We start from the raw sequence: 21,049 nt of genomic DNA, 5'->3' as shown, positions 1-21,049 counted from the left end.
CGCCAGCAGATCGTCGGCCTTCAGTTTGCGCCCGACTTTCTGGGACGGCCGTTCAAGGTGGAAAGCGCGATCAACGCGGAAGCCGCAACCGCCGTTTCCCTGTGTTCGTTTCCGAAGGCCGCCATCGAACGGATGATGAAGGAATCGCCGGAGCTCGAACATCGCATGCTCAAGCAAACGCTGAACGAGCTCGATCAAGCACGCGAGTGGATGGTGACGCTGGGACGCAAGACCGCTTCGGAAAAGGTGGCGAGCTTTCTGCTGATGATCGCCAGGAACATCGATCCCACGGTCGACCCCACCGCCAAGTCGGCGACTTTCGACCTGCCGATGACACGCGCCGACATTGCCGATTTCCTCGGCCTGACGATCGAGACGGTGAGCCGCCAGTTGACCAGGCTAAGAACGGACGGCGTGATCCGGATCGAGAACAACCGGCATGTGACGGTCGATAGTCTCAGCCGGCTGGAGCGACGCTCCGGCGCCTAGATTACGCCCTGATCGACGATTCCGATCGCCGGCAAGACATGCTCGCGCTCAAACGCGATATGACGGCGCATGCTTTCGAAAAAGCCGCGCAGCATGAAGCCGACCGCTTCGGCATTCTCGACTGTCTCACCATGGCCGACCGCCAGCAGGATTTCAGTCACCTCGCCGGCAAAGCATTCATCTTCGACGTGTTCGGCGCGCAATCGCCGGGTTGAGGCAAGGTTGGCATTGCCGCCTGTAGCGGCTTCATAGGCTGGGAAGATGATCGTTTCTTCATATTGATGAATATTGCGCAACAATGGGACGATTGCGTTGGCTGTGCCAAGGCACTTCAGGCGATCGACGTTCGGCAAGGCGTCCGCGATTTTCTCCAGAGCATCACAGAGCTGCAGTTTTTCCCTGTGCGCGCGCTTCATCACTGCGCTTGGGATTGCCTCTCTGCCGGATCGGCCAGCTAGCATCGAATTCTCGCGGCGCACTTCGAACAGCGACGATCCCCGCTCTTTCTCTTCGTTCAATGGCCGCCTCCAACTCGTTCGCAAAACCAACGCTGCCCAATCCAAAACCATGCAGCTTTGATTTGAATCAAGGCGGCGAGGATGCAGCCGGGGAATTGGTGTTGCTGCGGATTGGCGTCCGCGCAATCGGAATCCGACATCGGGGACTGTCATGAAGTTCGGCACAGAAATCGTCGCTTTGGGCCTTTTCGCGTTTGTGGCTCTAGTGGCCGCCGGCTTCGGTGTGGACGAGCCGTTTCGCCAGCACATGTGGGTGCTTTTCTTCCTGCTGCTTGGCTTTGTCATCGTCCTCCTGCGCAACACCAGCTTTGCGCCGGCCGCATCGGTCGATCCTTCTGCCTACATGGACGGGCCAATCCGCTACGGCGCCATCGCCACCATGTTCTGGGGCGTTGTCGGCATGCTTGTGGGTGTGGTCATCGCGCTGCAGCTCGCCTACCCGGATCTCAACATCGAGCCTTGGTTCAACTTCGGCCGCCTGCGGCCATTGCACACATCCGGCGTCGTTTTTGCCTTCGGCGGCAACGCGCTCATCTGCACGTCCATGTATGTCGTGCAACGCACCAGCCGCGCCCGGCTGTTCGGCGGCAATCTCGCCTGGTTCGTGTTCTGGGGTTATCAGCTTTTCATCGTCATGGCCGCGACCGGCTACCTGCTCGGCATCACCGAGAGCCGCGAATATGCCGAGCCCGAATGGTATGTGGACATATGGCTGACCATCGTCTGGGTCGCCTACCTCGTCCTGTTCCTCGGCACCATCCTGAAACGCAAGGAACCGCATATCTACGTCGCCAACTGGTTCTATCTGTCCTTCATCGTGACCATCGCGATGCTGCACCTGATCAACAACCTATCGATGCCGGCGTCTCTCCTGGGCTCGAAGAGCTACTCGGCCTTCTCCGGCGTCCAGGACGCCTTGACGCAATGGTGGTACGGGCACAATGCCGTCGGCTTTTTCCTGACAGCCGGCTTTCTTGGCATGATGTATTATTTCGTGCCCAAGCAGGCGAACCGGCCAGTCTATTCCTACCGGCTGTCTATCATCCACTTCTGGGCGATCATCTTTCTCTATATCTGGGCTGGGCCGCATCACCTGCACTACACCGCCCTGCCCGACTGGGCGCAAACGCTCGGTATGGTGTTTTCGATCATGCTTTGGATGCCCTCCTGGGGAGGCATGATCAACGGCCTGATGACGCTGTCCGGCGCTTGGGACAAGCTCCGCACCGACCCGATCATCCGCATGATGGTTATGGCCATCGCCTTCTACGGCATGTCGACCTTTGAAGGTCCGATGATGTCGATCAAAGCCGTCAATTCGCTGTCGCACTACACCGACTGGACCATCGGGCATGTCCATTCGGGCGCGCTCGGCTGGGTAGGCATGATCTCGTTCGGCGCGATCTACTACATGGTGCCGAAGCTGTGGAACCGTGAACGGCTCTATTCGCTGCGGCTCGTTACCTGGCACTTCTGGCTGGCGACCCTCGGGATCGTCGTCTACGCCGCGGTGATGTGGGTTTCCGGCATCATGCAGGGCCTAATGTGGCGCGAGTATGATGAGCAGGGCTTCCTGGTCTATTCCTTCGCCGAGACCGTGGCCGCCATGCATCCCTACTACGTCATGCGCGCCGTGGGTGGCGCGATGTATCTCGCCGGTGCTGTCATCATGACCTGGAACATCACCATGACTATCCTCGGCTACCAACGCGAGGAGGAGCCGATGCCAGCCTCCATCCCCTCCCTTCAGCCCGCACAATAAGGAGCCAAAATGGGCTTGATGGACAAACACGCGATCATCGAGAAGAACGCCACGCTTCTTCTCGTTGGTTCCCTCCTGGTGGTGACAGTCGGCGGTATCGTCGAAATCGCACCGCTCTTCTATCTCGACAACACGATCGAGAAGGTCGAGGGCATGCGGCCCTATTCGCCGCTCGAACTCGCCGGGCGCAATATCTATGTGCGTGAGGGCTGCTACCTCTGTCACAGCCAGATGATCAGGCCGTTCCGTGACGAAGTCGAGCGCTATGGTCACTACAGCCTGGCGGCCGAGTCGATGTACGACCACCCGTTCCAGTGGGGATCGAAGCGCACGGGGCCGGACCTCGCCAGGGTCGGAGATCGCTACTCGAACGAGTGGCACGTTCAGCATCTTATCGAACCGCGTTCGGTGGTGCCGGAATCGATCATGCCGAGCTATGCCTTCCTGAAGGATACCGCGATCGAGGTGAAGGACTTCTCGACGCACCTTATCGCTAACAGGCGTGTCGGTGTCCCCTACTCCGAAGACATGATCGCTCACGCCAGAGATGACATGATCGCGCAGGCCGATCCCAATGCCAACACATCCGAGCTGGAAGGCCGCTATCCGAAGGCGAAGCTCGGCGACTTCGACGGCAATCCGCAACAGGTCAGCGAGATGGATGCCCTGGTCGCTTACCTGCAGATGCTCGGCACGCTGGTCGATTTCAAGACCTACGACGAAGCCGCTGGCTACCGCTGAGGAGAAGGACCATGGATTACCACTGGATGAGAGAGTTCGCCGACAGTTGGGCCCTGCTCGCCATGGCGCTTTTCTTCGTCGGAACGGTCGCCTTCGCATTCCGTCCCGGGAGTGGCAAGCAGGCCGATGAAGCCGCCCGCATTCCTCTGAAGGACGACTGATCATGAGCGATGAACATATCGACGAAGTGTCGGGCATCTCTACCACCGGCCACGAGTGGGATGGTATCAGGGAGCTCAACAACCCACTTCCGCGCTGGTGGGTCATAACGTTCTACATCACCATCGTCTGGGCGATCGGCTACACCATCGCCTATCCGGCATGGCCGATGCTGACCTCGGCGACCAAGGGCGTGCTTGGCTATTCGAGCCGCGGCGACGTCAACAACGAGCTTGCTGCGGCCGAGATCGCCAAGGCGAAATATGCCGCAGCGATACAATCGAAAACCGTCTCGGAGATTGCCGGCGACGACGCGTTGCGCGAATTCGCTGTTGCCGCCGGCAGCGCTGCGTACAAGGTCAATTGCGTGCAGTGCCACGCTTCCGGCGCCCAAGGGTCCAAAGGCTTTCCCAACCTCAATGACGATGACTGGTTGTGGGGCGGCACGGCCGAGCAGATCCAGCAAACGATCACGCACGGCATACGCTTCGTATCCGTCCCGGATACACGACTGTCGGAAATGCCGGCTTTTGGCGAGATCATCACCGGGGACCAGGTCGCACAGGTCAGCACCTATGTCGCCAGCCTGTCTGGCCCGGTTCAAGATGCAAAACTGGTCGAGCCAGGCGCCAAGGTTTTCGCCGAAAACTGCGTGGCCTGCCACGGCGACAATGCAAAAGGCAACAAAGAGCTCGGCGCCCCTGATCTGACCGATGCGATCTGGCTCTACGGATCCAACGAAACCGCAATCGCCGCGCAGGTCCGCGCACCCAAGCACGGTGTGATGCCGGCCTGGGTTGAGCGTCTCGGTGAGACCAAGGTCAAGGAGCTCGCGGTCTACATCCATTCGCTTGGCGGTGGGGAATAGAGGGGGGTCCTATTCCCGGCCCTTCGCCAGCCAAGCGACGAGGCCCGGCTTGCGCCGGGCCTCGATTGCATTCGATGTCCGACGATTGACTTGCATCAACGCGCAGCAGGCTGCCCCGCCGCAAAGCTTGAGTTCAACGCGGCATTTCGCGCACCGGCCAAACAACTAAGTCCGACTGCGCGCCCCGAAATCGTAAGCTGCGCGACTGGAGACACTGGTGCTGGATAATACGCAGGTAGAACGGCTCGAAGCCGAGGCGGTCAACTCCGCCAAGGTCCGCCAGCCGCTGTATGCACCGCGCAAGAAGATCTTCCCCAAGCGCGCCTCGGGCAGCTTTCGCCGCTTCAAATGGCTGGTGATGGCGATCACCCTGGGCATCTACTACCTGACGCCCTGGCTGCGCTGGGATCGAGGTCCGTTTGCTCCCGATCAGGCCGTGCTGATCGATCTTGCTAACCGCCGCTTCTATTTCTTCTTCATCGAGATTTGGCCGCAGGAATTCTACTATGTGGCCGGTCTTCTCGTTATGGCCGGCATCGGCCTTTTCCTGATCACATCCACAGTTGGCAGAGCCTGGTGCGGCTATACCTGCCCGCAGACCGTATGGGTCGATCTGTTTCTGGTTGTAGAGCGTGCGATCGAGGGAGATCGCAACGCCCGCATAAAGCTCGACGCCGGACCGTGGACTGCGCGCAAGTTTGTGCTGCGTGTATCGAAACACGCCATCTGGCTGGTCATAGCGGCAGCGACCGGCGGTGCCTGGATCTTCTATTTCGCCGATGCGCCAACGCTGATTGGCGAGGTCTTCACCGGCACCGCTGCGCCGGTCGCCTACATCACCATCGGCGTGCTGACGGCAACCACCTACACATTCGGCGGGCTGATGCGCGAACAGGTCTGCACCTATATGTGCCCGTGGCCGCGCATCCAGGCGGCCATGCTCGACGAAAATTCGCTGACCGTGACCTATAATGACTGGCGCGGCGAACCTCGGTCGCGGCACGCCAAGAAGGTCCAGGCCGCGGGGCAGCCGGTCGGAGACTGCGTCGATTGCAATGCCTGTGTCGCCGTCTGCCCGATGGGGATCGACATTCGCGATGGCCAGCAGCTCGAATGCATCACTTGCGCGCTGTGCATCGATGCCTGCGATAGCGTCATGGACAAGCTCGGCAAGGAGCGCGGGCTGATCTCCTATGCGACGCTGTCCGATTACAACGCCAACATGGCGGTGGCGACAGCAGGCGGGTCTTGCTCGGTGAACCCGTCGCTCGTCCGGACCGACGGCGGCGCTTTCTCCGACAGGTTAGCCCATTTCCATATCCGCAAGATCTTTCGGCCGCGCACCTTCATCTACATGGGTGCATGGTCGGCGGTCGGCATTGCGCTGCTCTATTCGCTGCTGACGCGCGACCGGCTCGAGGTCAATGTTCTGCACGACCGCAATCCGCAGTTCGTCACGCTGTCCGACGGTTCGATTCGCAACGGCTACACCGTCAAGCTGCTCAACATGATCCCCGAGCCAAGGACGATCGTTGTCACGATGCAGGGCCTGCGGGGAGCCGAAATGAGCGTCGTTGGTATCGACCTTCCCGCAGACCGGTCCTTCGCCGTCGCGGTCGAACCCGACCGCCTGAAGATGCTGAAGGTTTTCGTGCGCCAGCCGGCGGACCAGGTCGGAAGCGCAACACAAACCTTCAAATTCCGCGTCGAGGACAAGGCGAGTTTCGAAACGGACGAATACACCGCCACCTTCAATGCCCCGGAGATCACCAGATGAGCGCCAATGCGCGACGGCCCCGCGAATTCACCGGTAGGCATATGTTGGCCACCATTCTCGCCTTTTTTGGTGTGGTCATCGCAGTCAATCTGACGATGGCGACATTCGCCAGCACAAGCTGGACCGGCCTTGTCGTCGAAAACACCTATGTGGCCAGCCAGCAATTCAACCGAAAGGCCGAGGAAGGGCGCGCACAGGCGGCGCTTGGCTGGACTGGCAAATTGACGATCTCTTGGGGCGAAGTCCGCTACAGTCTCAGCGATGCCGCCGGCAAGCCGGTTCCCCTGCGTAGTGTCAAGGTGCTGTTTCGTCATCCTGCCTACGAGGGCGCGGACAAAGCCGTCACTCTCGCCGTTGCCTCGGGCCAGGAATTTGCCGCCCAGCACACGCTAAGGGATGGCGTCTGGATCGTCGAAGTCGACACCGATGCCGGTCTGGCAGAGGCTTATCGCGACGTTCGCCGGATCATGATTTCTCAGGGAGCACTGCAATGAGCTGCTGTGCGCCGGGCGCTGAAATGGCGCTGGATCTGGGCGGAGCGACGTCCAGCTTGCCATCGAGCCAGGAGATCGGGTTGGCAAGCCGCTCGCTTGGCGATGACCTTCGCCAGACCGATCTGTCGGTGCCGACGGTTCACTGCGCGGCCTGCATTCAGGCGATCGAGACGGCTCTCGGAAAGCTCGATCGCGTCGAGGGCGCTCGTGTCAACCTTTCGACCAAACGGGTCTCGGTCCAGTGGCGTGGGAACGAGGCTCCTCCCATCGTCGCTGCACTAGAGCTGCTGGGCTACCCGGCGCATCTTTTCGACCCCGAGGTTCATGAAAAAGACAAGACGCTTTCGGAACTGATCCGCGCCGTCGCGGTCGCCGGCTTTGCTGCGGGCAACATCATGCTGCTTTCCGTCTCGGTCTGGTCAGGAGCTGAAGGCGCGACGCGTGACCTGTTCCATTGGGTCTCAGCGCTGATCGCCATCCCGGCGCTCGCCTTCGCCGGCGGAATCTATTTCCGCTCGGCATGGAATGCGCTGCGTCACGGTCGCATGAACATGGACGTGCCGATTGCGGTTGGCGTTTCGCTCGCCTACGCAATGAGCCTCTACGAGACCATCAACCATGGCGACCACGCCTATTTCGATGCGTCGGTGTCGCTGCTGTTTTTCCTGTTGATCGGCCGCACGCTGGATCACGTGATGCGCGAGCGTGCCCGGACCGCCGTGAACGGCCTGTCACGGCTGGCGGCGCGGGGCGCCATGGTGCTGCGCGAGGATGGTTCGCGCGACTACCTGCCGGTTGAGGAGATCGAACCGGGCATGCAGCTGCTGGTCACCGCCGGCGAAAGGATTCCCGTCGACGGCAAGATCATTCGAGGCTTTTCTGATCTCGACTGTTCACTGGTTTCCGGTGAAAGCACACCCAGAACCGTGTCGTCAGGGGAAACCGTGCAGGCCGGCACACTCAATCTCACTGGCCCGCTGACCATCGAAGCAACAGCCGCCGCAAAGGATTCCTTCCTGGCCGAAATGGTCCGGCTGATGGAAGCCGCCGAGGGCGGTCGCGCGCATTATCGCAGGATCGCCGACCGCGTTTCAGCGCTCTATGCTCCAGTGGTCCATCTGACCGCCTTGGTGACGTTCCTTGGCTGGATGGCGGCGACCGGCGATTGGCACCAGGCAGTAACGATCGCCATCGCCGTTCTCATTATCACCTGCCCGTGTGCGCTCGGTCTCGCCGTGCCGATCGTGCAGGTAGTCGCTGCGCGGCGTCTGTTCGAAAGCGGCGTCATGGTCAAGGATGGTTCGGCCATGGAGCGTCTGGCGGCGATCGACACGGCGGTGTTCGACAAGACAGGAACGCTTACGCTCGGACAGCCCCGGCTCGTCAACGCGTCGTCCATCGATCCGGCCATGCTGGCCATCGCAGGCGACATGGCCGTGCATTCCCGCCATCCGCTCTCAAGGGCCGTAGCCGGCTCTGCGGGCTTTGCCGGTCAGCCGAAGCTCGAGTCCGTCAGCGAGCACCCTGGTTTCGGGATCGAAGCCACCGCCGCTGGCAGCACCTGGCGGCTTGGCCGGCGCGGCTGGGCCGGGTGGAAGGCCAGAACCGCCGGCGAAAGCGGATACGGCGGAACGGTTCTGACCAAAGATGGGATCATTGTCGCGTCCTTTGTCTTCGAGGACGCGCTGCGTGAAGACGCCAGAGCGGCCATCGAGCAATTGAACAACGCCCGGATTTCCGTGGAAATGCTGTCGGGCGATACCGCAGCTGCCTGCGGCGAGGTCGCGGCGACGTTGGGCATCCATCACTTTGTTCCGGCGCTGCTTCCTTCGGGCAAGGTCGAGTATATCGAAACGCTGTCGAAGGACGGCCACAAGGTGCTGATGGTTGGCGACGGCCTCAACGACACCCCTGCGCTGGGCGCGGCACACGTCTCGATCGCTCCAGCCACGGCGGCCGATGTCGGCCGCAAAGCGGCGGATTTCGTGTTCCTGCGCGAAAGCCTTTCGGCAGTACCCCTTGCCCTCGACATCTCGCGAAAGGCCGGACGACTGATCCGGCAAAACATCGCCATAGCAATCGTCTACAACACCATCGCCGTGCCGATCGCCATCCTGGGGCACGTCACGCCGCTGATCGCGGCAATCGCGATGTCGGCTTCGTCACTGCTTGTCATTGGCAATGCGCTGAGGCTGCAAGGCTTTGCCGCGAGCCAACCGGAGACGGGTCGTTCGCACGGCAAACGTCCCAGTATCGGCGCATTGGCACGATCCTCATGACGACGCTGGTCTATCTCATACCCGTAGCTCTTTTTCTCGGCGCGTTGGGTCTGTCCGGCTTCCTGTGGGCCTTGAGGAGCGGTCAATACGAGGATCTCGACGGAGCCGCCGAGCGGATCCTTATCGATCGGGACGACAGCTAGACAACTGATCGGGAGCCAAGGTGCTGATCATGACGCTGGTATGCAAACTTCGCCACTGCATGTGTCTGGCGCGTATATAAGACAGACCGGACGTTTGGCCCGCCGACGTTGCTGCACCCAGAAAGTGACTCAGATCAAGGCAGGCGACGCAGGGACCTCGATAATCAGGGGAAGATATTTGAGGAGGCAGGTATGCAAGCCGAAGCCATAATGACGACACCGGTCGTCGGAATAGAGCCGTCCGCGTCGATCACCGAAGCGGCCGGGCTGATGCTCTCCAAGAAGATCAGCGGCCTGCCCGTCATTCGCAGGGACGGTACGCTAGTGGGCATTGTCAGCGAGAGTGATTTCTTGCGCCGGGGAGAACTCGGCACGAAGCGTAAGCGCTCGCGTTGGCTGGAGCTTCTTGTGAGCCCCGGGCGAGCCGCTGATGAATATGTTCAAGCCAACGGACGACGGATCGAGGAGGTCATGACAGAAGATCTCGTCACGGCATCCCCCAGGGCATCGATCGCCGAGATCGTCGAACTCATGACGCGCCGCCACGTCAAACGCATTCCGGTTGTCGATGGGGGAAAAGTCGTCGGGATCATCACCCGCACCGACCTTCTGCGTGCATTGCTCAACGTCCTGCCGGATGCGGGCCCGGCGTTCGTCGACGACGAACAGATCCGTCAGAAAATTATTGCCGAGCTTGCGACGCAGAAATGGGCCGGCAAGGAAATGATCTGCGTCACGGTGGGCAATGGCGTCGTCGAACTGAGCGGCGCGATCTTCGATGAACGCAAACGCCAGGCAGCCATCGTCGCCGCCGAAAACGTCGCCGGCGTCAAAGCCGTAAAGGATAACCTTTTCTGCGCGGAGCCGCTGTCGGTGGTGCTTGTCTCTTAGTTGCGGACTGCAGCATTGCGTGACCCCAGCATTCGAATTGGAAGAATGTCCGCATTGAACCTAAGTCGCAGCTACCGCTATTAATGGTCGAAGCAGCAACAAGGCGAATGCGATAAGCACCGCGCCCGCGACCCTGTCTGCCATCTCTCCGGCTCCGTTCAGACGCCTACCGAGCAAAAGCCACATTGACCCGGTGGCGGCTGTGGTCACCAAGAGTACGATCCAGAAGAAGCCCAGTTCGTACGGCCTCGCGTCCACCGGCACGATTGCCAGACAATAGATAAAGGCTTTCGGATTGAGGGCAGTAGTTACTATAACAGAAAGGCCATCCCCGTCTTCGGATGCGTCGATCTGGTCGCGGCCTATCAGACGCAGGCCAAGAATTACGAGCCATAGGGCTGCGACCAGCTTGAGTACCTGGATGGCGCCGGACGGCAGCAAGGGTCGCAGCGAAAACCAGCAGGCTGCTGCGATCCCGTATCCACAGGCCTGTGCGACCAAGAGTGCGATCGCCTTATCTCGCTTGGCCGCACCCGCCACCAAAAGAGCATTGGTTGGCCCGGGCGCAATAAAGAGCAGAAATGCTTCTAGAAGAAATAGATTGTCCAAACTGCCTGGTCCCATGGCATGCAAATCTATCGGCATAAGTTCCGTTTGCGTTCACTCGTCAGACGCATTTGTGGTGACCTTTCTAGCGTTGGCCGGCTGCGTGTTGAAGCCGTGCGATCAGGTCGCGGTTGCGGCAGTAATCCGGCGGATCATCGGCTTGCTGGTGTTCGTCGAGCCAGGTCGAGCATTCGTCCTGATGGCCGCAGGAGCGGCAGCGGTCCACCGCCCGATTGGTGACGGCTGCATGGTCCGCCACGACCTTCAATTGTCTGTCGACGCCGAGCCTCCGCATCATGCGGCCCATCAAGGCCGTCCTGGCGTCAATCGAAATCAGGTAGTCGAGAAACGTCATGTCGTTCACTCCTGCATTTTGGCAATCATTGCTACATTGGCGGCTGACGACATTGATCTTGGTCAACAGGATGCTCCGTTGCCGACTCGACAGTGGATCTTGCAAACGGGTGCGTTGTCGGTTGCCAACTTCAGAGCGCGAAAGCAGCGCCATCTTCGACGAAAACGGGTGCCGGATGGGGTTAATTCCGGCCCGTCGATTAGGGCGGTGAGTGGGTTCGACAGACCTTCAATACGACAGGAAGCGATTGATGCCGTTGTCTTCGATCAGCGTGCGGGTGACGCCGCCGAAGGCCCATTCCCGGAGGCGGCTATGGCCGTAAGCACCGGAGACGATCAGATCAGCGTGGATCGAGCGCGCAAACGCCAGCAGATGGTCGCCATCCGCCTCGCCAGTGAGCAGTTCTGTTTGTGGCATGATGCCATAGTTTTCTAGATAAGCCGCGACATCGGCGAGGCTGTATCGGGCGCTTTCGCTGCGGTCGGTTTCGATCGTGGCGACGATGACCTCATTGGCCCGGGCCAGGAAAGGCAATGCATCCGCTATCGCCCGTCGCGCCTCCCTGGTGTCTTTCCAGGCGACCAACACGGTCTTTGCCAAAACGTGTTCGACATTGCTTGCGGCAACAAGGACTGGCCGGCCTGTGCCGAGAGCAAGGCTGCCGATATCCACGGCACGATAGACATTTTCTCCCTCCTCGCCGCTGGTAACGATGAGGTCGGCCGCGCGGGCGGAGACGCTAAGGAAGCGGGTCGGGTTGCAGACTTTCTGCCCCCACTCGCTGCTGATCGAAGCAGGAACCAGCCTCTCGAATTCGGCACGCAGTTCGGCAAGCCGCTTTTCGATTTCCGTCCGCTGGATCTGCATGATCTCGCCTTCATAGACCATGCCGTCGCCGGTCGCGACGAGCGGCGGGACGTCTGCAGCCGCCAGGCCGATAAGGTGAGTCCCGAAGCGTTCCGCAAGCTCGATCCCCAACTTCACCATGGATGTAGGAGGTGCATCTACGGCAAGGTTTAGAATAATTGACTTGTAGGACATCGCGGTCGCCTTTCGCTGGAGCGCTTGAATGCGATAATGAAGTGCATCCGCCGGCACTCGACGCCTTGATGCGAGTCAAAAAACGCTACCTACCCAATCGGCCGCGGCTCGCTGTTTTGATCGGTTTGCATTGCTGGAAGAGATGTGCAGCAAAGCGATGAATGATAACTAGACTGCGTTGCGGGTTCCCCGATCAAAGGACTTCATTTGGACGACAAACAAACACGTGACTTATCAACCGGCGCTCGCGGTGAAGGGCCGGCCACGGCCGATCACGACCGGCTCTCCCTGATGTTCGAGCAGGCCCCGGGGTTCATGACGTTGATGCGTGAGCCGGGTCATGTCTTCGAATTGACCAATGCCGCCTATCAGCGCCTGATCGGTGAACGGCAGGTTATTGGAAAGTCGGTACGCGAGGCCCTGCCCGAGCTTGAAGGCCAAGGCTTCTATGAACTGCTGGACCAGGCATACGCAACTGGTGAACCCTATATTGGCCGGGGGGTGAAAGTCGCTCTTCGCAACAAGGATGACGAGCCGACCGCTGAGCATATCCTCGATTTCGTCTATCAGCCGATCAAGGCCGACGATGGTCGCATCACGGCTATTTTTGTCGAAGGCACGGACGTCAGCGAGCTTTCCTATGCAAACGCCGCCCTTCGATTGCGCGAAGATCATTTGCGCTCGATCCTGGCGACGGTGCCCGACGCAATGGTCGTCATCGACGAACAAGGCCGTATTCAGTCCTTCAGCACGGCTGCCGAAACACTGTTCGGTTACCAGTCCAGCGAAGTCCTCGGTCAAAATGTCAGTCTGCTCATGCCGTCGCCCTATCGCGAAGAGCATGACGCCTATCTGCACCGCTACCTTACTACCGGAGAGCGCCGGATCATCGGGCTCGGCCGCACGGTGACGGGAATGCGCAAGGATGGCTCGACCTTTCCCATGGAACTTTCGGTTGGTGAGATGCATCCCGGGACCGGCCGCTTCTTTACCGGCTTCTGCCGCGACCTGACGGAACGCCACAAGGCGGAAGCCAGAATACAGGAGCAGCAGCAGGAGCTTCTCCATATGGCGCGGTTTACCGCGCTCGGCGAAATGGCCTCGACGTTGGCACATGAAATCAACCAGCCGCTCACGGCCATTACGAATTACCTCAAAGGCAGCCGGCGGCTTCTCGAAAAGAGCACGGAAGAGAACGCGCCGATGTTGAGGGAGGCCGTCGAAAAAGCAGCGGAACAGGCCTTGAGGGCCGGAGATGTCATTCGCCACCTTCGCGACTTCGTCGCGAGAGGCGAGAGCGAGCGGCAGATCGAACGTCTGCCGGCGCTGATCGAGGAAGCCGCTTCGCTGGCCCTGGTCGGCGCAAGGGAAATTGATGTCCGCGTCACCTACCAACTCGATCCTGCAGCCGAACTCGTCTTGACGGACCGCATCCAGATTCAACAGGTTTTGCTCAACCTGATGCGCAACGCGGTCGAGGCAATGCAAGGCGTCCCACGCCGCGAGTTGCACGTGACGACCGTTGCCAGGGATGACGGGATGGCCGAGGTGAGTGTGATCGACACTGGCACGGGCCTGGCGCCGGAGGTCTCGGCTCAGCTTTTCCAGCCATTTGTCACCACCAAAAAGCAGGGCATGGGCGTTGGCCTCTCCATTTGCCGCACTATCGTCGAATCGCACGGTGGTCACATCTGGGCCGAGGCAATGCCCGCTGGAGGAACCGCTTTCCGGTTTACCCTGCGCATCGTGCAGAAGGAAGAAGTCGCCAATGGCCAGTAACGATCTTGTGCATGTGGTCGACGACGACGTCGAGGTTCGCAAGTCGCTTGGTTTTCTTCTGGCGACGGCGGACTTCGCCGTGCGCCTATACGAATCGGCGTCGGCTTTTCTGGCCACAGCGACGGGCAATCTCGACGGCTGTATCGTGACGGACGTTCGCATGCCCGGCATTGACGGGATCGAGTTCCTGCGACAGCTCAGATCCCGCGGACATTCGATCCCGGTCATTGTCATGACCGGTCATGCCGATGTTGCGCTCGCCGTTCAGGCGATGAAAGAAGGTGCCGCCGATTTCATCGAAAAACCTTTCGACGACGTTATTCTGATCGATGCGATCCGCTCTGCGTTGGGCAACCGCAACCAAGTCCATGCAGCTCACCCTCAATCCGCCGAGATACGTGCTCGCTTGTCGACATTGTCGGAGCGGGAGAAGCAGGTGCTGGACGGGCTGGTGTCGGGCCTGCCCAACAAGACGATCGCCTACGATTTGGGGATCAGCCCACGAACAGTCGAGATCCACCGCGCCAATGTCATGAGCAAGATGAATGCAAGCAGCCTGTCGCATCTCGTGCGGATGGCACTGATTGTCGAATCTCAAGCCTAAGGGTGGTCGCTAAGGGCGTCGCTCTTGCCGGCCGCAACCCGCTCCGGCGCCCACTCTCTCCAATGGGTCGGACGGATGTCGATACGCGCACCGGTCGCGGCATTCTTCCAGCCCTCCGTCCCTCGTATGCAGGGAAATACGAGCGCATGCTCGCCATCCTCGTCGAAGACGGCCAGTTCGAGATTGCGACCAAACGGAGCGCTTAGGATTGGCTTCCACATCCGCCTAGGATGCGCAGAGACAGCAAGCGCGCCTTGATCTGGATCATTTTCCGGAGTCGCCGAATGCGCGACTATGCGCCTCGCCGCCTGCGAGCCGGGCCGAAAGCACCCAGCAGGCCGCGAGACGTAGGAGATCGCACCGATGCTGATCCGCACACTTTCCGCGCTGGAATGTACGAAATTGCTGACAGCAAATCGTGTAGGCCGCCTGGCGTGCGCGAAGGACGGGCAACCCTATGTCGTGCCGTTATACTATGCGCATGCAGACAACCATCTGTACGCGTTCTCGATGCCTGGCAAGAAGATCGACTGGATGCGAGCCAATCCGCTTGTGTGCGTCCAGGTCGACGAACACGGCCAAGGTCGAGGATGGAAAAGCGTTGTTGTCGACGGCCGATACGAAGAGCTGCCTGATAGGGTCGGTCACAAGGCTGAGCGCGACCATGCATGGACTGTGCTAAGCAAATACGCGAACTGGTGGGAGCCAGGCGCCCTCAAACCCGTGATACCTCCGATTTCAGACAGCGCGCCGCATGTTTTCTTCCGAATCCTGATCCAGCAGGTGTCGGGCAGGGAAGCAGGCGAGTAAACTGCCGCCCATGGATCCACTCATCGCCCGGCTGGGACTGGCCTTGGCAATTGGCCTGCTCGTCGGACTGGAGCGTGGCTGGCGGGAGCGAGGCGCTCCCGACCGCAGCCGTACGGCTGGAATTCGCACTTTCGGCATATCCGGCTTGCTCGGCGGCATTCTCGCAGCTCTGGCGGAAGCGCTTGGCGCGGTTTCAGTGCTGGTGGGAGGATTTGTCGCCTTCGCCGCGATCTTTGCGTGGTACAAGGCGCGCGAGGCGGCTCATGACAAGGATTTCAGCGTTACGGCAGTGATCGCCGCGCTCGGCGTTTTCGCACTCGGTGCGCTATCGGTCGCCGGTGACTATCGTGTTGCCGCTGCCGGAGGGGCTGCACTTGCGGCGGTCCTTGCCAGTCGCGAGATCCTGCACGGGCTCTTGAAGCGACTGACCTGGATCGAACTGCGCTCGGCGCTGATCCTGGCGGTGATGACGGCGATCGTCTTGCCCTTACTGCCAAACCGGACGATGGATCCTTGGGGCGGCTTCAACCCCTGGGAAATCTGGTTCCTGACGGTGCTGATGGCATCGATTTCGTTCGCCGGCTACGTTGCCGTCCGCGTTCTCGGAACCACACGTGGTCTGCTTGTCAGCTCGCTCGTTGGTGCAATCGTTTCGTCCACAGCGGTGACCGCGGCGCTTGCCCGCAACGCCGCGTCAGCGGGCGACGCTCTGCCACTCGCCGGAGCAGCTTCGCTGGCTGCGATGGTTTCGGTGCTGCGTGTTTGTGCCGAGGTTCTGATCATCGAGCCAAGCGTGTTTACGTCGGTCGGTATCCCGGCCATTGCTGCTGCGCTTGTTTTCGCTGCCTGCGGCGCAATCCTGTTGATCCGCAGCGGCGAGGACAGCAAAAGTGGCGGGCTTGCGCGAAACCCATTCGAATTGGGTCCGCTGCTGCTCTTCGCTCTGCTCTTTGCAATCGTCGCGACTGCGAGTGCAGCGTTGGCAGCTCAATTTGGCGGGCGCGGCTTGCTGGCGACCTCGGCGCTAGCCGGTGCGTTCGATGTTGATGTCTCGGTGCTCGGTGCGTTGCGTCTGGTCAAGCAGTCGGTTCCCGCCGAGACGATCGGGCAGGCCGTGCTGGTGGCGCTGGCGGCAAACGCGATCGGCCGCCTGTCATTGGCGGTATCTGCCGGTCCGATCGGGTTCTGGTTGCCTTTGGCCGGTGCAACCCTGATAGCTGCCGCAGTTGGTTATTTCGCCATGGCGCTGTGTGGCGTCTGAGCCCATTCAGATTCTCCACCACGTCTGTGACTTGGCTCTAGGTAGTTCCCCGTAGGGACATAACCGAATTTCGCAGCCTGCGGATTCGGGCGATTGCTGTGACACGGATTAACCGGGGAAACAGCCATGCACGCCTACACGACCTCGCGAATCGCAGCACAGTCACGGACGCCTCAGCCGCACCCGTCGGAGGTATTCCATCCGGCACTGCTGCAGCCACTCAACTTCTTCTCCGCTGGTGCCGAAATCTATGCTCAGGGGGAAAAGGCTGGGGCCTTCTACCAGGTCGAGTTTGGCGCCGTGCGCATCTATCGCCTGCTCGCCGACGGCCGCCGGCAGATCAGTGCTTTCCACCTGGCTGGAGAGACTTTCGGCTTCGAAGCCGGCACGACGCATCATTTCTTCGCCGAAGCGGTCAACGCCACTGGCATCCGCGTCTTTCGTCTTGCCGCTGGGGCTGACATGTCTGGTCAACTGCTGCCGTTGGCGCTCAAAGGCCTGACAAGAGCACAGGAACACCTCCTGGTTCTAGGTCGCCAGAACGCCACAGAGCGCGTCGCGGCGTTCCTGGTCGATATGGCGGAGCGCCAAGGGGATCTGCGCCAGGTCGAGCTGCCGATGTCTCGTATGGATATCGGCGACTATCTCGGCCTCACCATCGAGACCGTGTCGAGGGTTTTCACCAAGCTGAAGGAAAGAGGCGTCATTCGTTTGATTAACCTGCGTTGCGTCGAAATCGTTAAGCAGGACGCGCTGCACCTTATGAGTGAATGAGTCCAACTCTGGTTATAGCAAGGAAACGCGCGGCTATGGGGGGAGCGAATAGGCTTCGAGCAATACGACCCGGGCCCCTTGCCGTTCCCGGCGGACAAGCCACTTTGCAGCACCATCGGCGACTCGATCGGCCCGAGATCAGCCGAATGACGAGCGCTTTGGAGTCTTTTGAGCCTTCGGCCGAAGGCAGAACCGCCTAATTGCACGTCGTTACCGCCGATTGCCGCATGCATCGTTCCAAGGTCTTTTGAAACCAGGGGTCTGGAGCTAGGTGTGACGGGTGCCATCAACGAGACGGAGAAAATTGACGAACGGGCCCAAAACCATTTCCTTCAAAACTAGCGGACTTAACCGACAACGTTCAATTCGATCTCGAAGAATTAAGCGTAAGTAATTCATATTTAATATTTTGGTGGGCCCGGAGGGACTCGAACCCCCAACCAAGCGGTTATGAGCCGCCGGCTCTAACCATTGAGCTACAGGCCCCACACGCGGCTGGATTAATGTTTTTCCCCGAGCCGCACAAGGCTTTCCTAACTGGCTGGCCGAGATCGCCCAAATCAGCCCATATTCAGACATTAGAGCGACGTGCGTCCACTTAGACGCACAAAGTACGCTCTAACGCTTTGAATCTACGCATCGTGCTTTCCGAAATCGATTCCGATTTTCGGGCCGACGCGGTAGTCGACAAGCGCGACTGGATCGCAGACCGAGGAGATTTTTATGACCAGACATCTTTTGCCCTTGGCGCTCGCCGCCGCAATCGCTTTTCCGGCGATGGCCGGCGCGGCCGATTCGCCGCCCCCGCCCCGCATCATCGTCACCGGCGAAGGCGAAGCGACCGCGGCCCCCGATCTGGCGCTGCTGACGCTCAGCGTCATGCGCGAAGCCAAGACCGCGCGCGCCGCGCTCGATGCCAACAACGACGCCATGGCATCCGTGATCGCAGCTATGAAGTCGGCTGGCATCAAGGAGCGCGACCTGCAGACAGCCGGCATCCAGATCAGCCCGCGCTACAACTATACCAACAAGCCGGACGGCAGCCAGGAAGCCGAACTCATCGCCTACCAGGTGACCAACACACTTTCGGTGCGTATCCGCGACATCGACAAAACAGGCGAGATTCTCGACAAGGCGGTATCGCTCGGCGTCAACCAGGGCGGCGGCATCTCGTTTTCCAACGAGAACCCGGCTGCCACCGTCGCCGAAGCCCGCAAAAAAGCGGTCGCCGACGCCATGGCCAAGGCCAAGACGCTGGCCGAAGCCGCCGGCGTCAACGTCGGGCGCGTGCTGGAAATCACCGACCAGAACGTCGCGCCGCCGCCGATACCGATGAACGCCAAGGCCTTCGACGCGGCCCGCGCATCGGTTCCGGTGGAGGCCGGCGAGAATTCCTACACGGTGCAGGTCACCGTCACTTTCGAGTTGAAGTGACCGTCGCCTGAAGGTCCGGCCCGTAGTTCAGCGTGGCTGAAGCGCGGGCAACCGGCAACATCGATCCTACTGCATCAAAAAACCCCGGAGGACTGATCCTCCGGGGTTTTTTCGAGCCGCACCCTTCCGTCTCAGCGGAAAGGGGCTCTGCTACTCCAGACCGACCTTCGCAGAAGGTCGTGTCTCCAGACCGACCTTCGCAGAAGGTCGTGTCTCCAGACCGACCTTCGCAGACGGTCATGTCCAAGCTGATCTTCGCAGAAGATCATGCTTCTGAGCTGATCCTTTCCGAAGCGGATTCGGAAAGATCATCCTTAAACAAGACCGCCGTTGCCGGTCGGCAACGTGCCGAACACTTACCGGTAGATAACTGGGCAGCCGCGCTCGTTGGCGAACACGATCACCACCCGATCGCCATACTGACGGCCCGCGACCTTGACCGTACGGCGGTTGACGTCGATGATGCGGGCGCGGCGCAGGCCCATGCGCTCGGCTTTGTTGACAGCGCGCTCCGGCGAGCAGGACCGGCGCCAGTAGCGGTCGCGGTCACGGCGGCGTTCGCGGTAGAAACCATCGTCGTCGCCGGTATAGACGCCGACGCGCGGATCGTCGTTATTGCCGAAGCCGAGATAGATGCTATCTGCATGAGCAGTGGCGGGGATAGCGGCAAGCGTGCCGAGGCTGATAAGCGCCGAAAGGGTCGCCGTCTTGATCGTGTTGAACATTGTCTTCTCTCCTTGTTCAGGGCTTCCGCCCGTCTGATCGAACCAATGGGCCGAGAACCAATACGCCTTGGTCGAACCGATGGGGAGGAGAATGCGCCTGCGTATCTGAACTTTTTACGAACCGGCCGTTCATTTCGGGTTCATGTGGCAACAAGAAATCGTTGCGCAGTCTTCTCCGCAATCCGGCTCTGAATCCTGGCCGGTTCTGAATTATCTGGCCGGTTCTGAACCATTTGGCCGGTTCTGAACTGAACTATTTGGCCGGTTCTGAACCATCTCGACAGAAACGCCCTGTCGCGCAGCCGGTTCCGGGACTTAAGGCCCGGAACCTAGGGCTCATCGTCCAGCATGTGCTCGAAATAGTCGTCCGGCTCGGCAAGATCGGTCTCGCTGGCGCTGACGCGGCCGCGCATCGAAATGCCGGCCTCATGCACCGTCTCGGCACTTCCCGACACCAGCCTGTGCCACCAGTAGAGATCGTGGCCCTCGGCGACCAGCCGGTAGGCGCAGGTTTTGGGCAGCCAGCTGATGGTGCGTACATTCTGCGGCGTCAGCCCGACGCAGTCCGGGACCCGCGCCAGCCGGTTGGCATAGTCCGAGCAGCGGCAAGTTTCGGCATCGAACAGCCGGCAGCCGACGCTCGTCCAGTAGATCTCGCCGCTGTCTTCGTCCTCAAGTTTCGACAGGCAGCATTTGCCACAGCCGTCGCAAAGCGATTCCCACTCGGCCGGCGTCATCGCTTCGAGCGACTTGGTTTTCCAGAACGGCGTTTCCATCGACGGGATGTGGCCCCCGCTGGCGCCAAGGTCAAGCACCACGACAGGCGTAAACCCTGCCAGCACCATAGGAATGACACGAAGTCGCCTTCAAAACGCCGGCCAATCGCCCTTCGCGGCCGTTAATGCCCGCTAACCGGAACCAATCCGGTTGATGAACAGTTTGGGCCGGGATGGGACGCCAAAAGGAGGATTTCTAATGAAACGCCAACCACGGATTCTGGCAGGCACGGCACTTGGCCTGTTGATGGCGTCCGCGCCGTTGGGCGCATTCCCGCTGCAAGGCAACGCCGCGTTCGGCCCGCCGCAGCGTGCCGCAACGCCGTTGATCCTGGCGCAATCGAATTGCCCCGAAGGCGAGTCGGCGGAAGGCTGCGCACAGCAGGCGGAACCGGAGCAGAGGCCTCGCAAGAAGCGCGAGCGGCAGAGCGAATCAGCTCCCATGGAGCAGGCGGCGCCTTCCGGGGACGAGCAAGAGGGCAATCAACGCAGAAAGAAGCGCGACCGGCAGCAGCAGATTGAAGCCGCACCCGCCGAACAGCCAGCCGAACAGGCCGCGCCTGCGAACGACGAACAGCAGCCCAAGCCACGCAGGAAGAAGCGCGACCAGCAACAGCAGATCGAGGCCGCACCCGCCGAAGAGCCCGCCGGGCAGGCGGCGCCTCGCGAAAAGGCCGCACCTGCAAATGACAACGAGCAGGTCACGCCGCGCAGGAAGAAGCGGGACCAGGATCAGCAGATCGCAGCGGCACCATCCGAACAG

The 21,049-nt window shown here is 60.5% G+C and carries 22 protein-coding genes, 1 tRNA gene and 1 pseudogene; 17 read left to right on the top strand and 7 right to left on the bottom strand.

Annotated features, from left to right (window positions below; genetic code table 11):
• The coding region (locus EOC93_RS25255; protein ID WP_164759270.1) for a Crp/Fnr family transcriptional regulator at window positions 1-489 on the top strand (489 nt) is incomplete at its 5' end.
• Here the strand turns inward: EOC93_RS25255 and EOC93_RS35595 are convergent.
• Window positions 486-1,160 carry a hemerythrin domain-containing protein gene (locus EOC93_RS35595; RefSeq protein ID WP_348627614.1) on the bottom strand — a complete coding sequence of 225 codons (675 nt, stop codon included), beginning with the start codon at window positions 1,158-1,160 and terminating at the stop codon, window positions 486-488. The genes EOC93_RS25255 and EOC93_RS35595 overlap by 4 nt on opposite strands.
• Between EOC93_RS35595 and ccoN the strand changes: the two genes are divergently transcribed.
• The 9 genes from ccoN (at window position 1,159) to EOC93_RS25205 (ending at window position 10,121) form a co-directional block, all read left to right on the top strand.
• Window positions 1,159-2,769, top strand: coding sequence for a cytochrome-c oxidase, cbb3-type subunit I (ccoN, locus tag EOC93_RS25245; RefSeq protein WP_126105380.1), 1,611 nt, complete (start codon window positions 1,159-1,161; stop codon window positions 2,767-2,769). The genes EOC93_RS35595 and ccoN overlap by 2 nt on opposite strands.
• Before the next feature lie 9 nt (window positions 2,770-2,778).
• Window positions 2,779-3,510 carry a cytochrome-c oxidase, cbb3-type subunit II gene (gene ccoO, locus EOC93_RS25240; protein ID WP_095488972.1) on the top strand — a complete coding sequence of 244 codons (732 nt, stop codon included), beginning with the start codon at window positions 2,779-2,781 and terminating at the stop codon, window positions 3,508-3,510.
• Window positions 3,511-3,521: 11 nt separating this feature from the next.
• Window positions 3,522-3,671: a CcoQ/FixQ family Cbb3-type cytochrome c oxidase assembly chaperone gene (locus tag EOC93_RS25235; RefSeq protein WP_065009122.1), complete on the top strand. Its 150-nt coding sequence runs from the start codon at window positions 3,522-3,524 to the stop codon at window positions 3,669-3,671.
• A gap of 2 nt (window positions 3,672-3,673) precedes the next feature.
• Window positions 3,674-4,537 carry a cytochrome-c oxidase, cbb3-type subunit III gene (ccoP, locus tag EOC93_RS25230; RefSeq protein ID WP_127205957.1) on the top strand — a complete coding sequence of 288 codons (864 nt, stop codon included), beginning with the start codon at window positions 3,674-3,676 and terminating at the stop codon, window positions 4,535-4,537.
• 217 nt (window positions 4,538-4,754) lie between these two features.
• Window positions 4,755-6,314 carry a cytochrome c oxidase accessory protein CcoG gene (gene ccoG, locus EOC93_RS25225; protein ID WP_127205956.1) on the top strand — a complete coding sequence of 520 codons (1,560 nt, stop codon included), beginning with the start codon at window positions 4,755-4,757 and terminating at the stop codon, window positions 6,312-6,314.
• Window positions 6,311-6,808 (top strand): FixH family protein, encoded by a 498-nt coding sequence (locus tag EOC93_RS25220; protein WP_127205955.1) that lies wholly within the window; start codon window positions 6,311-6,313, stop codon window positions 6,806-6,808. Before ccoG ends, EOC93_RS25220 begins: the two co-directional genes overlap by 4 nt.
• Window positions 6,805-9,087 carry a cation-translocating P-type ATPase gene (locus EOC93_RS25215; RefSeq protein WP_127205954.1) on the top strand — a complete coding sequence of 761 codons (2,283 nt, stop codon included), beginning with the start codon at window positions 6,805-6,807 and terminating at the stop codon, window positions 9,085-9,087. The genes EOC93_RS25220 and EOC93_RS25215 overlap by 4 nt, the downstream gene beginning before the upstream one ends.
• Window positions 9,084-9,230: a cbb3-type cytochrome oxidase assembly protein CcoS gene (gene ccoS / locus EOC93_RS25210; protein ID WP_095488967.1), complete on the top strand. Its 147-nt coding sequence runs from the start codon at window positions 9,084-9,086 to the stop codon at window positions 9,228-9,230. Before EOC93_RS25215 ends, ccoS begins: the two co-directional genes overlap by 4 nt.
• Before the next feature lie 192 nt (window positions 9,231-9,422).
• Window positions 9,423-10,121, top strand: coding sequence for a CBS domain-containing protein (locus EOC93_RS25205; RefSeq protein WP_127205953.1), 699 nt, complete (start codon window positions 9,423-9,425; stop codon window positions 10,119-10,121).
• A 60-nt stretch (window positions 10,122-10,181) separates the two neighbouring features.
• Here the strand turns inward: EOC93_RS25205 and EOC93_RS25200 are convergent, their stop codons facing one another.
• The 3 genes from EOC93_RS25200 to EOC93_RS25190 all read right to left on the bottom strand — a co-directional run bounded on the left by EOC93_RS25200 (window position 10,182) and on the right by EOC93_RS25190 (window position 12,123).
• Window positions 10,182-10,730, bottom strand: coding sequence for a hypothetical protein (locus EOC93_RS25200; RefSeq protein WP_126105373.1), 549 nt, complete (start codon window positions 10,728-10,730; stop codon window positions 10,182-10,184).
• A gap of 82 nt (window positions 10,731-10,812) precedes the next feature.
• Complete coding sequence (locus EOC93_RS25195; protein ID WP_095489234.1) at window positions 10,813-11,082, bottom strand: DUF6455 family protein; 270 nt, start codon at window positions 11,080-11,082, stop codon at window positions 10,813-10,815.
• 228 nt (window positions 11,083-11,310) lie between these two features.
• The gene (locus EOC93_RS25190; RefSeq protein WP_095488965.1) at window positions 11,311-12,123 is read right to left on the bottom strand and encodes a universal stress protein; all 813 of its coding nucleotides are present in this window, start codon (window positions 12,121-12,123) and stop codon (window positions 11,311-11,313) included.
• Window positions 12,124-12,414: 291 nt separating this feature from the next.
• Between EOC93_RS25190 and EOC93_RS25185 the strand changes: the two genes are divergently transcribed.
• The 5 genes from EOC93_RS25185 to EOC93_RS25160 all read left to right on the top strand — a co-directional run bounded on the left by EOC93_RS25185 (window position 12,415) and on the right by EOC93_RS25160 (window position 17,351).
• The gene (locus EOC93_RS25185; RefSeq protein WP_245330103.1) at window positions 12,415-13,902 is read left to right on the top strand and encodes a PAS domain S-box protein; all 1,488 of its coding nucleotides are present in this window, start codon (window positions 12,415-12,417) and stop codon (window positions 13,900-13,902) included.
• Window positions 13,892-14,506 carry a response regulator FixJ gene (fixJ, locus tag EOC93_RS25180; RefSeq protein WP_095488964.1) on the top strand — a complete coding sequence of 205 codons (615 nt, stop codon included), beginning with the start codon at window positions 13,892-13,894 and terminating at the stop codon, window positions 14,504-14,506. The genes EOC93_RS25185 and fixJ overlap by 11 nt, the downstream gene beginning before the upstream one ends.
• Window positions 14,507-14,869: 363 nt before the next feature.
• Entirely contained in the window at window positions 14,870-15,316 is a 447-nt protein-coding gene (locus tag EOC93_RS25170; RefSeq protein ID WP_095488962.1) for a pyridoxamine 5'-phosphate oxidase family protein, read from the top strand.
• A 10-nt stretch (window positions 15,317-15,326) separates the two neighbouring features.
• Window positions 15,327-16,577: an MgtC/SapB family protein gene (locus EOC93_RS25165; protein ID WP_127205952.1), complete on the top strand. Its 1,251-nt coding sequence runs from the start codon at window positions 15,327-15,329 to the stop codon at window positions 16,575-16,577.
• 126 nt (window positions 16,578-16,703) lie between these two features.
• Complete coding sequence (locus tag EOC93_RS25160; protein WP_127205951.1) at window positions 16,704-17,351, top strand: helix-turn-helix domain-containing protein; 648 nt, start codon at window positions 16,704-16,706, stop codon at window positions 17,349-17,351.
• A 410-nt stretch (window positions 17,352-17,761) separates the two neighbouring features.
• Here EOC93_RS25160 and EOC93_RS25155 read toward each other — a convergent pair.
• Window positions 17,762-17,837 (bottom strand) — tRNA-Ile (locus EOC93_RS25155).
• 237 nt (window positions 17,838-18,074) lie between these two features.
• Here EOC93_RS25155 and EOC93_RS25150 point away from each other — a divergent pair.
• Window positions 18,075-18,785: an SIMPL domain-containing protein gene (locus EOC93_RS25150; RefSeq protein WP_095488959.1), complete on the top strand. Its 711-nt coding sequence runs from the start codon at window positions 18,075-18,077 to the stop codon at window positions 18,783-18,785.
• Window positions 18,786-19,141: 356 nt separating this feature from the next.
• Here the strand turns inward: EOC93_RS25150 and EOC93_RS25145 are convergent, their stop codons facing one another.
• Together EOC93_RS25145 and EOC93_RS25140 are read right to left on the bottom strand one after the other, a co-directional pair.
• Entirely contained in the window at window positions 19,142-19,510 is a 369-nt protein-coding gene (locus EOC93_RS25145) for a hypothetical protein (RefSeq protein ID WP_095488958.1), read from the bottom strand.
• A 329-nt stretch (window positions 19,511-19,839) separates the two neighbouring features.
• On the bottom strand, window positions 19,840-20,286 hold the full coding sequence (locus EOC93_RS25140; protein WP_095489233.1) for a YcgN family cysteine cluster protein: 447 nt from the start codon (window positions 20,284-20,286) through the stop codon (window positions 19,840-19,842).
• Between the two features lie 199 nt (window positions 20,287-20,485).
• Here EOC93_RS25140 and EOC93_RS25135 point away from each other — a divergent pair.
• A pseudogene (locus EOC93_RS25135) lies at window positions 20,486-21,049 on the top strand (flagellar motor protein MotB); the annotation flags it as partial.

It is taken from the genome of Mesorhizobium sp. M6A.T.Ce.TU.002.03.1.1 (assembly GCF_003997275.1).
GTDB classification, from domain to species: domain Bacteria; phylum Pseudomonadota; class Alphaproteobacteria; order Rhizobiales; family Rhizobiaceae; genus Mesorhizobium; species Mesorhizobium mediterraneum.
Note: the sequence above shows the minus strand (reverse complement) of the source record. Positions and strands in the feature narration are given on the sequence as shown.

Excerpts from the sequence above, each read along its gene's own strand:
- ccoN (WP_126105380.1), top strand. The coding sequence starts at position 1,159 with ATGAAGTTCGGCACAGAAATCGTCGCTTTGGGCCTTTTCGCGTTTGTG.
- EOC93_RS35595 (WP_348627614.1), bottom strand. The coding sequence starts at position 1,160 with ATGACAGTCCCCGATGTCGGATTCCGATTGCGCGGACGCCAATCCGCA.
- ccoO (WP_095488972.1), top strand. The coding sequence starts at position 2,779 with ATGGGCTTGATGGACAAACACGCGATCATCGAGAAGAACGCCACGCTT.
- EOC93_RS25235 (WP_065009122.1), top strand. The coding sequence starts at position 3,522 with ATGGATTACCACTGGATGAGAGAGTTCGCCGACAGTTGGGCCCTGCTC.
- ccoP (WP_127205957.1), top strand. The coding sequence starts at position 3,674 with ATGAGCGATGAACATATCGACGAAGTGTCGGGCATCTCTACCACCGGC.
- EOC93_RS25220 (WP_127205955.1), top strand. The coding sequence starts at position 6,311 with ATGAGCGCCAATGCGCGACGGCCCCGCGAATTCACCGGTAGGCATATG.
- EOC93_RS25215 (WP_127205954.1), top strand. The coding sequence starts at position 6,805 with ATGAGCTGCTGTGCGCCGGGCGCTGAAATGGCGCTGGATCTGGGCGGA.
- ccoS (WP_095488967.1), top strand. The coding sequence starts at position 9,084 with ATGACGACGCTGGTCTATCTCATACCCGTAGCTCTTTTTCTCGGCGCG.
- EOC93_RS25205 (WP_127205953.1), top strand. The coding sequence starts at position 9,423 with ATGCAAGCCGAAGCCATAATGACGACACCGGTCGTCGGAATAGAGCCG.
- EOC93_RS25195 (WP_095489234.1), bottom strand. The coding sequence starts at position 11,082 with ATGACGTTTCTCGACTACCTGATTTCGATTGACGCCAGGACGGCCTTG.
- EOC93_RS25190 (WP_095488965.1), bottom strand. The coding sequence starts at position 12,123 with ATGTCCTACAAGTCAATTATTCTAAACCTTGCCGTAGATGCACCTCCT.
- EOC93_RS25185 (WP_245330103.1), top strand. The coding sequence starts at position 12,415 with ATGTTCGAGCAGGCCCCGGGGTTCATGACGTTGATGCGTGAGCCGGGT.
- fixJ (WP_095488964.1), top strand. The coding sequence starts at position 13,892 with ATGGCCAGTAACGATCTTGTGCATGTGGTCGACGACGACGTCGAGGTT.
- EOC93_RS25170 (WP_095488962.1), top strand. The coding sequence starts at position 14,870 with ATGCTGATCCGCACACTTTCCGCGCTGGAATGTACGAAATTGCTGACA.
- EOC93_RS25165 (WP_127205952.1), top strand. The coding sequence starts at position 15,327 with ATGGATCCACTCATCGCCCGGCTGGGACTGGCCTTGGCAATTGGCCTG.
- EOC93_RS25160 (WP_127205951.1), top strand. The coding sequence starts at position 16,704 with ATGCACGCCTACACGACCTCGCGAATCGCAGCACAGTCACGGACGCCT.
- EOC93_RS25150 (WP_095488959.1), top strand. The coding sequence starts at position 18,075 with ATGACCAGACATCTTTTGCCCTTGGCGCTCGCCGCCGCAATCGCTTTT.
- EOC93_RS25145 (WP_095488958.1), bottom strand. The coding sequence starts at position 19,510 with ATGTTCAACACGATCAAGACGGCGACCCTTTCGGCGCTTATCAGCCTC.
- EOC93_RS25140 (WP_095489233.1), bottom strand. The coding sequence starts at position 20,286 with ATGGAAACGCCGTTCTGGAAAACCAAGTCGCTCGAAGCGATGACGCCG.